The following is a 15,268-nucleotide window of genomic DNA, read 5'->3' as shown; positions in this document are numbered from 1 at the left end:
ATCAGCTTTTGATTATATGATTCGTTCTGGTGTGTAAAATAATCTAAAAATATGTGCACGCATTTACATTTCAAAAATGTAAGTGCGTGTTTTTACAAGTTATCAACAAATTTTCAACTTTATTATTCATACAGTTTATGTTTATATTTTCGCTATCCATACCTATTGGATGCCACAAAGAAAAGGAAACATGAAAATGAATAAATTACTTGTTGCATTAGGTCTCGCTGCTACTGTTGCACTTGTAGGCTGTAATAAAGATAAAGCGCCTGAAACTGGGGCAACTACTGGCGAACACTTAGAACATGCCGCTGATCAAGCGAGTGCTGATGTGAAAAATGCTGCTGATTCTGCAGCGAGCAACGTTGCTACTGCAGTAGATACTGCTGCTGATCAAATTGATGCTGCTGCTGATCATACTGCGACTGCAACTGCTGAAGCTGCTGCAAAAACTGAAGCCGCTGCACGTGATGCAACTGCTAAAGTTGCTGGTGCAGTTGAAAACGGCGCTGCTGATGTAAAACAAAAAGCTCAACAATAATCTGTTGATCATAAAAAAGCCTCTATCACAGAGGCTTTTTTAATGCAAAGAAAACTAACCGAGTAATCCTTCATCACGCATTGCAATTTGTACCGACTGACGTTCAGCTACTTTATTACGCAAAGCGATAATATGAATATATGGTGTTAAATCGTGTTCAATATGATTTGACCAATTTGTAAGTACAAATAAATACGCATCTGCTGGACCAAAATTATCATCTACTAAATAATCATATTCTGATTCAGCTAAATAATTGTCGATATATTTCAGTAAACGGTCTACTTCAGCATATGCTTTGGTTTTTTCATCATCAGTTAACTTACCACCAAAGAAAACTGCATAAGCATCATGTAACTCAGAATTTAAATAACCTAACCATTCAAGGACTTTGGCACGCCCCATGCCCGATGGTGGGATTAAATCCTGTTTAGGATCGTGTTGTGCCAGAAACGGTAAAATTGCAACGTTCTCAGTTAAGATTAAACCAGGATTAATCTCTAAAGCTGGAACATAACCTTTCGGGTTAATTTCATAATAATCTACCCCTTTCGAGGTTTTATGTGTTTTTAGATCAACGCGTTCTAAATCAAAATCTACATTTATTTCATTTAAAATAATATGTGCTGCCAATGAGCAAGCACCAGGTGAATAATACAACTTCATAATTGATCCTTGTTATCTAACTCTTATGTTCTAAAATGCTTTACCTTAATTTGCAAAATGTGTTTCCACAAATTTGTCAAAAAAGTAAAAAATACTGAATGATCTGACTATTAGTTAAATTACATGATTTTGCAAGTAGTCTTATGTCAACTTTTTATTATCATCGTATATATCCTGCTCAAATAGATCATTTTTTTGAGGAGAATAGATTACTTCTATCCTCCTCTTTTTGCATATATCACACTTTATCTTTTCTTGAGCGCTTGGAAAAACTTGCAAGACCCAAAAGACCTAAGATCGATAACCATCCAAAACTCCCCGATGAAGTATTTGACGGTGAAGGTTTATTCTCGGCATCACTCATATCAAGATCAACAATTACAGGATCATGATCTGAAGAGCGATAAGCATCTTCTGAGAAAAATAATGCTTTTTGTGCATCGGTTTTATATTCTTCGTTGTAATCTAAGACTGTTGGTTCATCTGCATTGATATGCCAAGTAAATGCTTTTTTTACTTTACTATATAAATTTGCATCTGCAATTGCGTGATCTAAATTGCCTGCGCCGCCATAGCCTTCCGCATTACTTGATACACCAAATACATAGCTATAAGCCTGCTCACCTTGCCCTACAACTTTGTCATTTAATAGAACTTTGTAATTTGCCTTTTCAAACACCTGAATCGGATCTTCTTTGGCATAACTATTCATATCCCCTAAAACTAAGATGTTTGGCTTTTCTACCTGAGTTGGATTTTTTGCCATCCATTGAACGAGCTGTTCAACAGCTTTCACACGTGTTGGGTTCCAACAACCCTGCCCATCCTTTTGATCAGCATCTGTTGTATTCGTATCAACACCTGTACATCCTTTAGATTTCAAGTGATTAGGAATAATCGTGAACATTTGCTTTCCAGAAATCGGTTGGAAAGTTTGCGCAATCGTCGATCTATTCTTATCACCTAAATCAAGTACAACTGGCTTGTTCACAGGTTTTACACGTTTGCTGTTATAAATAATAGCAACAGCAATCACATCTGTTCCTAAACGATCCTGATTTTCAGGAACTACATATTTCCAATCAGCGCCTAAAGCTTGGGTTAAATATGCAATTGCACTATTTTTATCATAGCCATTGTTTGTAATTTCCATCAAACCGTATACATCGGCATCAATTGCTTTTAAAGCTTTAATAATTTTCAGATGCTGTTTATCAAATTCAGATTGACTAGATGCACCACGCTCAGTAGGAAATCCTGTTTTGCCATTGTCATAATTTAAGACATTAAAAGCTGCTGCACGAATCAACTGCGTATCTTTAGTGGAGACATTTGGTCTTGACGGGGTTTTAGTGATTAATTCTGGGAGACTACGCCCCTGAATAGGCTGAATGCGCCAACCATTAAAACGATATTCTAAAATCCCTTCAATGTTCTTAAGTTGATCACCAGAGCGCAAACTATTTGTTGCACTGAAGCTCTGCGGCAACCAAGGCGTTCTGTTTTGATTGTTATAACCATCATCTAAAATAATCTTCGATAATAAGTTCTTCTGTGCTAATACTTTTGCCTCAGCAGATAAAGGTGGATATAAGTTTGTTGGAATAAATAATCGCTCCTTACTCAGTGACAGCTCACCAAAGCGACCATAGTTATAATTTTCACTGATGGTTAAAGTTTGTGGTAGTTTTACCAACATCCCTTGATAAAGTTGCGGTGAATTTGCAGTTAATTCAGTCAAACTATTAAACGGTAAATCAACACTTTTTGGCTGTACCTGACTTGCCATATTGCTATTACAGGTCAAAATATCTTGCTGTAACTGATCAATCTGTAATTGATTTTGATACGCAGTCAAACGTCCTCGTAAGATCACTTCATCCCCAACTTGCCCGCCTTTAACAGAGCTACTTGCTGGAATATAAACAAAAATCGCATTACTCACGTTTGGTTTAGCTTTGCTATCAACAGTTTGAATATAAAAACCAGAGAAACCATTTTCATAACGATAATCAGCAGTGATCACACCACGGAGCGTATAGTTTTGCCCTTGAGTTGCTTTATTATTTAAATCTGCAATCGCGGTATCCGTACTTGAGCAACTTACTATTTCATTAATAGGAGGTGTTGTTGAGCCTGTTAGATTTGAAAAATCATTACGATCCTTCCATGCACGCCAAGAATTATCAAGATCAAATATGGTTTTAGGATCAACCTCAGTGACAGGATTTACCGTTTGCAAGCGAGTAAAACTATTCGCTTTACTAATTGTTGTTGTGCCCCAGCCACCAGAAGCTGGTTGCTCACCCAATCTTCCAAAACGATCTACCACTTTGCCTTTATAAACCAATAAAATGGCATCATCACCATTAAACGAAAGTGCAGCGACTTGATTGACCTTATCCCCTAACTCAGTTTGTAAGGCAGTATGTCCAACTAAAAAGCGCCCCTTACTCGGAAGGTTTCCGACTAAAGGATAGACAAATGGCTTAGATGTACCACCATTATTAAACTGTTGAATCTCATAATCAGCTAAATTAACGGCTGTTTGATCTGGATTATAAATTTCTAATCCTTTTTTATTATTACTACCATCAATATATTGGCTAAACATCAACTGGGCATGTGCCACAGAAAATACCGAAGAAGCCCCCAATAAGCCTAAACAAATTGCAATCGAATGGAATTTAAAATTTTTCATAAATTTTTACTTAATGTTTAAATCGACATTAGGCTATTCAATCTCTGTGACAACAACATGAAGATTTTTTTACAAGTTTTTGATCGTTTGGAAAAACAAATGATCAAATAAAATCATTTAAAGATTTGACTTGACCTGATGAACACTTAAAATACGGCATTTCTATATTTATATCTCCAGAATCATGTCAAACGATCAGTTAGAAACGCAAATTACGGAACTCGACAATTTGCCTGAGCACCGTGAAATTGTGACGTTTATGCGTCGTTCAGCTCCGCTTAATACATCACAACGGACTGCTTTAGAAGATTATCGTGATTTAATTTTGGAATACCCCGTCGGTGATTTACGTCAACACTTTGAACATCCTGAACGACCTTTAACTGTTGAAATTGGCTTTGGTATGGGGCGTTCTTTGGTACTCATGGCAAAAGCCAATCCTGAACGTAATTTTGTCGGAATCGAAGTACATGTACCGGGAATTGCACAATGCGTGTATGAAGCTGGTATGGCTGGCTTGAAGAACTTATTTGTACTTGATGCAGATGCGATTCAAGTATTACGTGAAATGCCTGATAACAGCATTAACTGTGTGCAACTGTACTTCCCAGATCCATGGCAGAAGAAGCGCCACTTTAAACGCCGCTTTGTGATTCATGAGCGTATGCAATTGGTTGAACAGAAGTTAGAGCTTGGAGGTACCTTCCATGCTGCTACTGATTGGGAGCCATACGCAGAATGGATGCTTGATATTTTAGATAATCGTCCAGATATGGAAAATTTAGCAGGTAAAGGTAATAGTTACCCTCGCCCTGAATGGCGTCCAGTAACCAAATTTGAGCGTCGCGGACTTGAATCTGGTCACAAGATCAATGACTTTATTTTTAAAAAAATTAAGTAGTGACTCTTAAAATTTCAAATACAAATAGCATTAAATATTATTTATTTAATGCTATTTATCTCTTATTGGCTTACTCATATTAATTTTTTCAAATCTTAAAAGAACAAAAAACTGAATGCTCTCTGATGTGCATATACGATAAAAACTATATCTCTAAAACCGTTATTATCGAACTCACTTTATAGAATCAAATTTAAGTTCTTCTATTTACATGATCTATAAATATTTTTTACTCATATTTAGTTAAAATGAGAGATAGATAATTTTTATATACCATTAATAAATTATCATTTCATAAACAATGAGTGCTATTCACTGTAATGATTTAACTCAATGATGAAGATAGGTTGGTTTTATGGAAAAAACACTGCAATGCCCCAAATGTGGTTCTACAGAAATCGAAGTACGTGATCATAACAAATTACTAAAAACAACAGGCGGAGTTCTAATGACTGCGGCTGGAACTACTGCTGGAACAGTGGGTGGAGCTGCAACAGGTGCATCAGTTGGTGCAACAATTGGTACTGTAGCAGGTCCATTAGGTGTAATTGTGGGTGGGACTATTGGAACATTTGTAGGTGCAATTAGTGTCGGAATTACTGGAGGAATCGTGGGTAATATTTTTGGGAAAAAAGCAGGTGTGGCGATCGACAAGAATATTTTCCAAGACTATCTTTGCCTCAAATGTAAACATCGTTTTAAACAGAAAAATTGATTAAGCTTAAGGCACATTTACATTCTTTCTAAGCTGATATTTAAAAAATTGTATCAGCTCAATATATTTACAAATAATCGCTCGATTTTCTAAAATACAACTACATGATGTTCTAACATCTTTTGATATTAAAAATCATTCAAATTTTGTCCATCACAAATAAAATGAAATGGTTTCCCTATCATTATTTTTCGTGTAAATGTCGTTTCATAATACTTTCACTTAAAAGTTTATAAACATCAACAAGATCGCTTCCTAAATTCTTTTCTAATAACTGTTGATGCATTTTTAAAATATTTTCATCACCACGCATTGCAGGACCTGTTTGCATTTCTTTAGGATTATTGATCGTTACTTTTTGAGCAGTTTCTAAAATCAATGGATAAAGTAAAGAAAAATCAACCTGTTGCTCATCAACAATTTGTTTAGAAAGATCATAACAGTAATTGCTAAAATTACATGCAAAAACAGCAGCCATGTGTAATGTCTGGCGTTGTTGAGAACTATATTGATAAACCTTCGGAGTCAGACTATGCGCTAATGAAGCGAGCAACTCCAGGTCATTGTGCCGAACTGCCTCGACAAACATAGGTGTTTCTGCCCAATCAATCGCACGCTCATGACTAAAAGTTTGTAAGGGATAAAATACGCCAGATCTCTCATGTACTGTTGAAAGCACCTCTAAACTGGTACTTCCTGAGGTATGAACAATTAATGCTTGCTGCAAATAATGATTAATTTCCTGAATAACATCAGGTATGGATTGGTCAGATATAGCAATAATAACGAGATCAGTATTGGGGTTTAATTGATCAAAATGATTAATCCCAGTGGCTTCAACTAAAGATGCTAAACGATTTGCTTTTTCTAAATCACGACTAAAAACTTGTACAATCTGGTGATCAGGATGTAGTACTTTTGCTAAATGATAAGCAACGCGCCCTGCACCAATAAATGTAATTCTCATTTTTATTCGACCTATATACAAGCAAAACTATCCATTATTAAATTATTTACGGAAAATTTCTAATAATAAATTAACTTACTAAAAAGTTAAGCAGAATAAGTCACAAAACCTATTCTGCTCAGAAACAAAGTTTAGATGAATGTCTGTACCGCTTTACCTTTCAAGGTCTGGCCTAGCAAAGGTGTATTTTTACCTTGAGATAAAATTGTCTCTTTTGATACTACCCACTCTAGTTCTGGATCAACCAACACCCAACCTGCTTCTTGCTGCCAACGTTCAGTCATATTTGCAACTTGCGCGGGAATTGAAGTCACTTTTTCAACCCATTCTAATGGTTCAAACAGACCTTCTTGAATCAGTTGCACACCCAAAGCTACATAAGTATCAAAAGCCGTTATTCCTGGTTGCGTTTCTGCAAAAGGTGCCATTTTCGCTGAGCTACTTAACGGTTCATGATGAGTACAAATTGCATCAATCACACCTTCTTTCACACCTTGACGTAACAATGCTTTATCTTGCTCAGAACGTAATGGTGGGCGAACATGCGCAAGTGAGTTAAAACCATCAGTGAGTTGTTCAGTCAAATGTAATTGGTGCATCGCAACATCCGCAGTGACTGGTAAACCTTTGGCTTTAGCTGCGCGAATCAAATCAACTGACGCACCACAAGACAATAAACCAAAATGTGCTTTCACGCCTGTTGCTTCAATCATCAAAAGGTATTTAGCAATTGCAACTGTTTCCGCAATCGCAGGAATCATTGGTAAGCCTTGACGAGAAGCGATAAAACCTTCGTGTGCACAACCATCTTTTGCAAGCTGTGGCTCTTCAGCATAAAAGACCACAGTCAAATCCAAACCAGCAGCATACTCAAGAGTACGAATTACAACATCATCATTTTCAAATGCTGCATTGGCATTAGAAACAGCAGTACAACCACCTTTCTTTAAACCTGCCATATTAGCCGGCTGCTTCCCATTCAAACCTTGAGTTTGTGCACCGATAATATGTAGATAAATACCACCATCTAATTGTGCCTTTTCAATCAGACCATGAATAAGTGCGCCATTATCTTGTACGATTGGCTTTGAGTCTGGTGGAGTAATAACATGCAAAATACCATTCGCACGCGCAGCTTTACCTTCTGACTTTAATGTCCCATGTTGTTGTTGCCCTGGCTCACGTAAGCGTGCGCACAAGTCAACCATGGTTGGCATTAACCATTTACCTTGACCGTCAATCGTTTCATCAACTGGATCTGCGCTATCAACCAATTTACCATTCTTAATATAAACCGTTTGAACTTGATCAGTTTTTTGAATTGGATCGAGCACACGGACATTTTCAATTTTTACAATACTCATGTGATCTATCCTTTAAAGTGCAATCGCTTCAATTAAACCTTGTTCTTGTAACTGCCCTTGCATCGCAAGTGCCAACACTGCCATACGAACCGCAATCCCATTAGTGACTTGCTTCAAAATGACAGATTGATCACCATCGGCAACGCTTGAATCAATTTCAACACCACGGTTCATTGGACCAGGATGCATAACTATACAATCAGGTTTAGCGAGTGCTAAGCGCTCTTTATTTAGACCATACATTTTGTAAAATTCAGATTGTGAAGATAATGCAGGTGAATCAATACGCTCATTTTGAATTCGCAATGCAATAATCACATCACAGTCTGTCACGCCTGCATCCATTTTATTAAACAGGCGTACATTTTCGCCGTATTCATTAAAACCAACTGGTAACAGCGTATTTGGTGCAATCACGCGAATATCTTTGCAACCTAACGTTTGTAAAGCAGCCACATTGGAACGTGCTACACGTGAATGCTTAATATCACCAATAATAGCAACACTGAGCGCTTCAAATGGCTTTTTAGTTTCACGGCGAATAGTCAACATGTCTAACATTGCTTGAGTCGGATGCGCGTGGCGTCCATCCCCTGCATTGATAATTGCAACTTTAGGACAAACATCCTTGGCAATAAAATGCGCTGCCCCAGAAGATGAATGACGAACTACGAAAATATCCGCAGCCATCGCTTCCAAATTCCAAAGCGTATCACGTAAGGTTTCGCCTTTAGAGGTACTTGAACGTGCAATATCGATATTCAGAACATTTGCAGACAAACGTTTTGCAGCTGCCTCAAATGTAGTGCGAGTTCGAGTAGAGTTTTCGAAGAAAAGATTCATTACCGTCAGCCCTTCTAATAACGGACGGTTAATCAAATTATTATTATCGTCTAAAAAACTTTGTGCGGTATCTAAAATCTTGGTTAGGCTTTCTTTAGAAAGACCCTCAATGGTTAAGAAGTGCTTTAAATTTCCTTGTTGATTCAATTGAACCTGACTTGGTTGATGCAGGGCTGCAATATGCATAAAAGATTCCTATAGGTCGAATCACCAAAACTTGCATAGTGTAGCCCAATTTCTCTACTTTCGCAGAACAACTTTTCACCATTATGTTGCAATTAATTAGGGAGTTGCAACATAATGAATTAACGTAATGCACCAATATAGTGATGAGCAACTTGCGCTTTGTAAATTTCTTCATCAGTTACTTCTGAGGAATATGTATCCAAATCATCAATAATCGTATTGATTGAATCATCTTTAGCTTCATCTAGGGCCAAAATTGGCTCAGGGTATAAATCAATTAAAGAACCTAAGCGTGCAGCATAACGTTCTAACTCTGTATCTTCAGTTGCTAATGCGATTTCTACGACATACTTTGCATAATCTTTATCGTGGACTAAATACATAACATCAATAACTCGACCAGACACTCGTCTTAATCGCACGTACATTTGAGTTGCAACAGAAAAGGCTTCGGCATTTAGTACAAGTTCATGGTTCATATTTGCTTTCATAACGTCCTCACATCGTTGGGAGAAGTGTTTCTTGATAATTCAGTTTTAGAAAAGCAAAATATGTACCAACCATTAAAAACAAATAAAAATTATTTTATGACATGGTGAACTTATCTGATAAGTAAAAAATCATATGCTGAAAATTTAAAGCAAAGAAGTGATTCAATCTAAATAAGTAATACACTATTACTAACCCAAAGAGCTTCACAACATACCTTAGACCACAAATTAGAATTAATCTATGGGACATGCTAAGGCTAAACACAAAAAGAAAAACCGTATTTCTCTTCCAAAATCAGTTAAAATAGTCGATTGCTAAAAATGTTTTGGAAATTTGAATGAACGCTAAACCACGTCTAACAGACTATTGGGTGACCTGTGCTGACGGGCTTGAAACCTTATTACAACAAGAACTTGAAAATTTAGGCATTCAAAATATCCAACGTTTTGCTGGACGTTTAATATTTAAAGGCACACTTGAGAATGCCTATCGCGTTTGTATGTGGTCTCGTTTGGCCTCCCGTGTACTGTTACCAATTCATACCCATGAACTTGAATTCACACATGATGCACGTGATGTTGCAGAAGAACTCTACGAGGGTGCGATTAGCTTTGATTGGTCTCTTGTTTTTGCGCCACAAAGTACCTTTGCTGTTCGCCTACATGTAGAACGCGAAATTAAAGTCAATACACAATTCGCTACACTACGAGTTAAAGATGGTGTAGTTGATTCATTTATGGAGGCGGTTGGTAAACGCCCAAGTATTGATATTAAACAGCCCGAAATTACACTTTATGTATTAGCTGGTAAAACCGAGCATACTTACTGCCTAGATTTATCAGGTGATTCTTTACATAAACGTGGCTACCGTCACTTTATGACGGATGCACCTATCAAAGAAAATCTTGCAGCGGCAATCTTACAAAAAGCACAATTACAACAACTGCAACCTGATTTAATTCTTGACCCAATGTGTGGTTCAGGAACATTCATTATTGAATCATTAATGATTTTAACTGATCGTGCACCAGGCTTAGTACGTCGCTTTGGCTTCAATGGTTGGCATGGACATGATCGTGAATTGTGGTTATCACTTAAAGCAGAAGCAGCAGAACGTCATGCAAAGGCTTTAGAGCAACCTCTACCTAAGTTTTATGCCTACGATGCGGATTGGGAAGCGGTTAAAGCCACTCGCCAAAACATCATTGCAGCAGGTTTTGAAAAAATACTTGATCAAATTCAAATTGAAGAGCGGACTTTAGCAGATTGGGATGATTTCCATGCTGAAGGTAAAAAAGCCTTTGTTGTCACCAACCCTCCTTATGGGGAACGTTTAGGTGATAAAGCCTCTAGTCGATCATTCTATTTAGGTCTATCAGGATTATTACAGAAGAATTTTCCAAATCAGCCTGTTGCCGTGATTGCAGCACAAATTGAACAAGCAGATGTACTGACCATCACCGAACCTCAAACTTTACGTTTGATGAATGGTAAACTTCCAATTTATATCCGTTTCGGCACAGTAAAACCTGCAGCCGTAGTTCAACCATTCTTAGCGACGTGGCAACCTCAGCAATTTGAAAAAATTGAAGGTGCGGAAGACTTTACCAACCGTTTGCAAAAAAATATGCAGGCCTTAAAAAAATGGGCTGTGAAAGAAAATATTTTTTGCTTACGTTTGTATGATGCCGATTTACCTGATTTTAACATTGCCGTCGATTTATATGGAGATCGTTTGCATGTTCAGGAATACGCACCACCAAAAACGATTGATCCTGAAAAAGCAAAAAAACGTTTTAATTTGGGTTTAGCTGCCATTCGTGCAGTAACAGGCTTAAATCGTGATGCAATTTTTATCAAAACCCGTGCAAAGCAAACGGGAACAAATCAATATGAAAAACAAAGCACTGCGTCTAAACGTTTTATTGTGCAAGAAGGCAAAGCTAAAATTCTCGTCAATTTAACAGACTATTTAGATACTGGTTTATTCTTAGATCACCGTCAAATTCGTCTAAGAATTGCAAAAGAAGCACGTGGCAAACACTTTCTTAATCTTTATAGCTATACCTCAACTGCTAGCTTACATGCAGCACTTGGCGGTGCAGCAAGTACCACGAGTGTCGACCTATCAAATACTTATCTGAATTGGTCAAAAGAAAATTTTGTATTGAATGGTTTAACGGTAGATCATGCTGATGAACAACATATGTTCTTTTCGAGCGATTGCTTTGAGTGGTTAAAAGAAGGCCATGAACAATACGATCTCATCTTCATTGACCCTCCAACTTTCTCTAACTCGAAAAAGTTTTATGGTACATTTGATGTACAGCGCGACCATGTTTCTCTGCTTAAACGTGCAATGAACCGTTTAACTAGTGATGGTACTTTGTACTTCTCAAATAACTATCGTGGGTTTGAGTTAGATGAAGAAATCGAAGCAATGTATCAAGTTGAAGAAATTACTTCTGAAACGATAGGCCTAGACTTTAAACGTAATCAGAAAATTCATCGTGCTTGGAAAATCCAACATAATCAAATTTAAGGAATGATTTTTCTCATTATTTAAATGTGACTTTGGTTCTTTTTACATTAGGAGAATCAAACTCATAAATCATGAAGTTATCTGGAGCCTCATCATGGGGCTTCATACTTGCTTTCTTCTTTTCCCGCACATCCATTACAGACGTTTTCTTTTGTTCTTCATAAGGTGATAAAACTCCTTCAGCAAGCATACTGATCCTTATTTCACGCAAATTACGGTCACTCAATATGCGTTGAGAACGCCAACGTTCTTCCTCTGGCTTCATTGCATCTCGTTGAGCTTTTTCAATAATATTAGGTAAGGATCTATTTAATGCACCTGTTTGTAATGCTAAAGATCCCTCTGTCATCGGTTGCACAGCCCAAGCTACGATTGGAAATGCTGTTATGAACATAATTACACCAATATAAGTGTAATAATGCTGCTTATTCTCCATTTTAATTCATCCTGAATTTTTTTCTTATTTATTCCGAAACTACCAAGCTTTTCATAAAATCGCAATGTCATTGGTAATATTCCTTAAGAAATCAGATAAATTGCACTGATATAAAAAAAGATGGTGATTTTCATCACCATCTTTTTAGCCAATCATTCAAATTAGATTTAGCTAAGTTTCATTTTATCAAACACAAGCTGACCACTATCACCTTTAATCAAAATATTATCTCCTGGCTGGAATTCACCAGATAAGATTTTCTGTGCCAAGTTATTTTCAACTTGTTGCTGTATTGCACGTTTTAGTGGTCGTGCGCCATAGATTGGATCAAAACCAGCATCAATCAATAGATCAAATGCACTATCATCAACAGTTAAGGCCATATCTCGTTCGCTCAGACGTGAACGTAAACGATTCAATTGAATATCCGCGATACCACGTATTTGAGCTTTCTTCAACGAATGGAAAATGACTAATTCATCAATACGGTTAATGAACTCTGGACGGAAATGCTGAGTTACAGCACTCATTACCACTGTTCGAACTTCCTCATCAGTTGCACCTTCACCTAATTCACGTACATCTTGTGAACCTAGGTTAGATGTCATCACAATGACTGTATTTTTAAAATCAATAACACGACCTTGAGAATCAGTTAAGCGACCATCATCCAATACCTGTAACAGGATATTGAATACATCTGGATGAGCTTTTTCCACTTCGTCAAATAACACCACACTGTATGGCTTACGACGAACAGCTTCTGTTAAAACGCCGCCTTCTTCATAACCGACATATCCCGGAGGAGCACCCACTAAACGGCTGACAGAATGCTTTTCCATAAATTCAGACATATCGATACGAATCATGGCATCATCACTATCAAACAAGAAGTTTGCTAATGCTTTAGTTAACTCAGTTTTACCTACACCTGTCGGTCCAAGGAATAAGAATGATCCACTCGGACGATTCGGATCAGATAGACCTGCACGTGAACGACGGACTGCATTGGAAACTGCAACCACAGCTTCATGTTGCCCGACTACACGGTTATGTAAAAACTCTTCCATATTCAGTAGTTTTTCACGTTCACCTTGTAGCATTTTCGCCACAGGAATGCCTGTTGCCGCACTCACTACTTCAGCAATTTCATTTTCAGTCACTTTGGTACGAATTAACTTCGGTTCTTCATTGTCCTCAGCGACTTCCGCTTGTTCCAAGCGTTTCTGCAACTCAGGAATCACGCCATATTGTAAACGCGCTGCTTCAGCCAAATCACCTTCACGTTTTGCTTTTTCTAAAGCAACACGTGCTTGATCCAATTCAACTTGAGCTTTCTTATCACCCTCAACGAGTGTCTTCTCAGCTTTCCAAATCTCCTCTAGATCATTATATTCTTTTTGCTTTTCAGCAATTTGCTGTTCAAGATGATTCACTTCAGCTTTACTACCAACATCCTCGTCTTTCTTCACTGCTTCCAATTGCATTTTCAACTGGATTAAACGACGATCAAGTTTATCTAAAGCTTCGGGTTTAGAGTCGATCTCCATTTTAATACGTGAAGCAGCTTCATCAATTAAATCAATGGCTTTATCTGGCAATTGACGATCCGTGATATAACGATGCGACATTTTTGCAGCTGCAATAATTGCTGAGTCTAAAATTTGAACGCCATGATGCGTTGCATATTTCTCTTTTAAACCACGCAAAATCGCAATGGTATCTTCCACACTTGGTTCATCAACTAATACTTTTTGGAAACGACGTTCTAGGGCAGCATCTTTCTCAATATATTGACGATATTCATCTAAAGTTGTTGCTCCAACACAACGCAACTCACCACGTGCTAAAGCAGGTTTCAACATATTACCAGCATCCATTGCACCATCACCTTTTCCTGCACCTACAAGTGTGTGTAATTCATCAATAAATAGGATGACTTCACCTTCTTGTTTTGCAAGATCATTCAGAACGGCTTTCAAACGCTCTTCGAACTCACCGCGATATTTAGCACCTGCAAGCAACGAACCCAGATCCAAAGACAATACTCGTTTACTTTTTAAACTTTCAGGAACTTCACCATTAATAATTCGTTGCGCTAGACCTTCAACAATCGCAGTTTTACCCACGCCAGGTTCACCAATCAAGACTGGGTTATTTTTAGTTCGGCGTGATAAAACCTGTATTGTGCGACGTATTTCATCATCACGACCAATTACAGGATCCAGTTTACCTGCCAAAGCACGCTCTGTTAAATCAATGGTATATTTATTCAATGAATCGCGTTGATCTTCATGATTATTGCTCATGACTTTGTCATTTCCTCGAATATTTTCAATTACTTTGCGTAAACTATCTGGTGTTACCCCAGCACTATTTAATATAGTTTTAGTTTCACCCGTTTCCGCTAAACTTAACAACACCCAATCCGTTGATAAAAATTCATCACCGGCTTTTTGCGCATAACGATCAGCTAAATTTAAAATCTTTACCGCTTCAGGATTAAGATTAATATCTCCTGTTGGATTTGATAAAGTCGGTGCATTTCTTATCGCTTGTTCTAACTTTTGTTTCAACTCTGGCAAGCGTGCACCTGATTGCTGCAACAAACTTAAATTGGCAGGCTCTTCTAGCAAAGTCGATAGAATATGAATACCCGCAATAGAAGTATGGTCTTTACCCATTGCTAATGATTGTGCATCTGAGAGAGCTTGCTGTAGACGGTTCGTAAATTTTTCAAAACGCATTCTTGTTATTCCTCACAACAAATTTTTAACTTATCACTAAGATGGGAACACTTTTTAAAATTTCAAATAAAATTTATATATTTTTCAACATTTTGTACAAATTAAACTTTATAAAACTCAGTAATAATATGGGTATATAAACAATCTATTTCAGGCATATTTTGTAT

The 15,268-nt window shown here is 37.4% G+C and carries 12 protein-coding genes; 4 read left to right on the top strand and 8 right to left on the bottom strand.

The genetic code is table 11. From position 1 onward, the window contains the following. Positions 1 to 196: 196 nt before the first annotated feature. On the top strand, positions 197 to 541 hold the full coding sequence (locus AAV96_RS01905; protein WP_005216629.1) for a hypothetical protein: 345 nt from the start codon (positions 197 to 199) through the stop codon (positions 539 to 541). A 54-nt stretch (positions 542 to 595) separates the two neighbouring features. Here AAV96_RS01905 and AAV96_RS01900 read toward each other — a convergent pair whose 3' ends face one another. Together AAV96_RS01900 and AAV96_RS01895 are read right to left on the bottom strand one after the other, a co-directional pair. Continuing rightward, positions 596 to 1,207, bottom strand: coding sequence for a glutathione binding-like protein (locus tag AAV96_RS01900; protein WP_046738102.1), 612 nt, complete (start codon positions 1,205 to 1,207; stop codon positions 596 to 598). Between the two features lie 238 nt (positions 1,208 to 1,445). After that, positions 1,446 to 3,908, bottom strand: coding sequence for an ExeM/NucH family extracellular endonuclease (locus AAV96_RS01895; RefSeq protein WP_046738101.1), 2,463 nt, complete (start codon positions 3,906 to 3,908; stop codon positions 1,446 to 1,448). Positions 3,909 to 4,092: 184 nt separating this feature from the next. On the opposite strand from AAV96_RS01895, the gene trmB reads away from it, so the two are divergent. Next, a complete protein-coding gene (gene trmB / locus AAV96_RS01890) occupies positions 4,093 to 4,809 on the top strand; it encodes a tRNA (guanosine(46)-N7)-methyltransferase TrmB (RefSeq protein ID WP_004662584.1) in 717 nt (238 codons plus the stop codon). Positions 4,810 to 5,164: 355 nt separating this feature from the next. Continuing rightward, positions 5,165 to 5,524, top strand: a complete 360-nt coding sequence (locus tag AAV96_RS01885; RefSeq protein WP_046738100.1) for a hypothetical protein — start codon at positions 5,165 to 5,167, stop codon at positions 5,522 to 5,524. A 184-nt stretch (positions 5,525 to 5,708) separates the two neighbouring features. Here the strand turns inward: AAV96_RS01885 and AAV96_RS01880 are convergent, their stop codons facing one another. From AAV96_RS01880 to AAV96_RS01865, 4 genes are all read right to left on the bottom strand, one after another. Continuing rightward, entirely contained in the window at positions 5,709 to 6,491 is a 783-nt protein-coding gene (locus AAV96_RS01880; protein WP_046738099.1) for a Rossmann-like and DUF2520 domain-containing protein, read from the bottom strand. Between the two features lie 131 nt (positions 6,492 to 6,622). After that, positions 6,623 to 7,855 (bottom strand): dihydroorotase, encoded by a 1,233-nt coding sequence (locus tag AAV96_RS01875; RefSeq protein ID WP_046738098.1) that lies wholly within the window; start codon positions 7,853 to 7,855, stop codon positions 6,623 to 6,625. Positions 7,856 to 7,867: 12 nt separating this feature from the next. After that, positions 7,868 to 8,884: an aspartate carbamoyltransferase catalytic subunit gene (locus AAV96_RS01870; protein ID WP_004662590.1), complete on the bottom strand. Its 1,017-nt coding sequence runs from the start codon at positions 8,882 to 8,884 to the stop codon at positions 7,868 to 7,870. 119 nt (positions 8,885 to 9,003) lie between these two features. Beyond that, on the bottom strand, positions 9,004 to 9,375 hold the full coding sequence (locus tag AAV96_RS01865) for a hypothetical protein (protein WP_046738097.1): 372 nt from the start codon (positions 9,373 to 9,375) through the stop codon (positions 9,004 to 9,006). Positions 9,376 to 9,713: 338 nt separating this feature from the next. Here AAV96_RS01865 and rlmKL point away from each other — a divergent pair, with 338 nt between their 5' ends. Beyond that, positions 9,714 to 11,918, top strand: a complete 2,205-nt coding sequence (rlmKL, locus tag AAV96_RS01860; RefSeq protein WP_046738096.1) for a bifunctional 23S rRNA (guanine(2069)-N(7))-methyltransferase RlmK/23S rRNA (guanine(2445)-N(2))-methyltransferase RlmL — start codon at positions 9,714 to 9,716, stop codon at positions 11,916 to 11,918. Positions 11,919 to 11,934: 16 nt separating this feature from the next. Here the strand turns inward: rlmKL and AAV96_RS01855 are convergent, their stop codons facing one another. Beyond that, positions 11,935 to 12,354, bottom strand: coding sequence for a hypothetical protein (locus AAV96_RS01855; protein WP_046738095.1), 420 nt, complete (start codon positions 12,352 to 12,354; stop codon positions 11,935 to 11,937). Between the two features lie 167 nt (positions 12,355 to 12,521). Continuing rightward, complete coding sequence (gene clpB, locus AAV96_RS01850; RefSeq protein WP_046738094.1) at positions 12,522 to 15,101, bottom strand: ATP-dependent chaperone ClpB; 2,580 nt, start codon at positions 15,099 to 15,101, stop codon at positions 12,522 to 12,524. Positions 15,102 to 15,268 lie beyond the last annotated feature (167 nt).

The sequence above is a fragment of the Acinetobacter sp. AG1 genome, from assembly GCF_001005525.1.
GTDB classification, from domain to species: Bacteria; Pseudomonadota; Gammaproteobacteria; order Pseudomonadales; family Moraxellaceae; genus Acinetobacter; species Acinetobacter modestus.
This window is presented reverse-complemented; position numbering and strand designations above follow the sequence as displayed.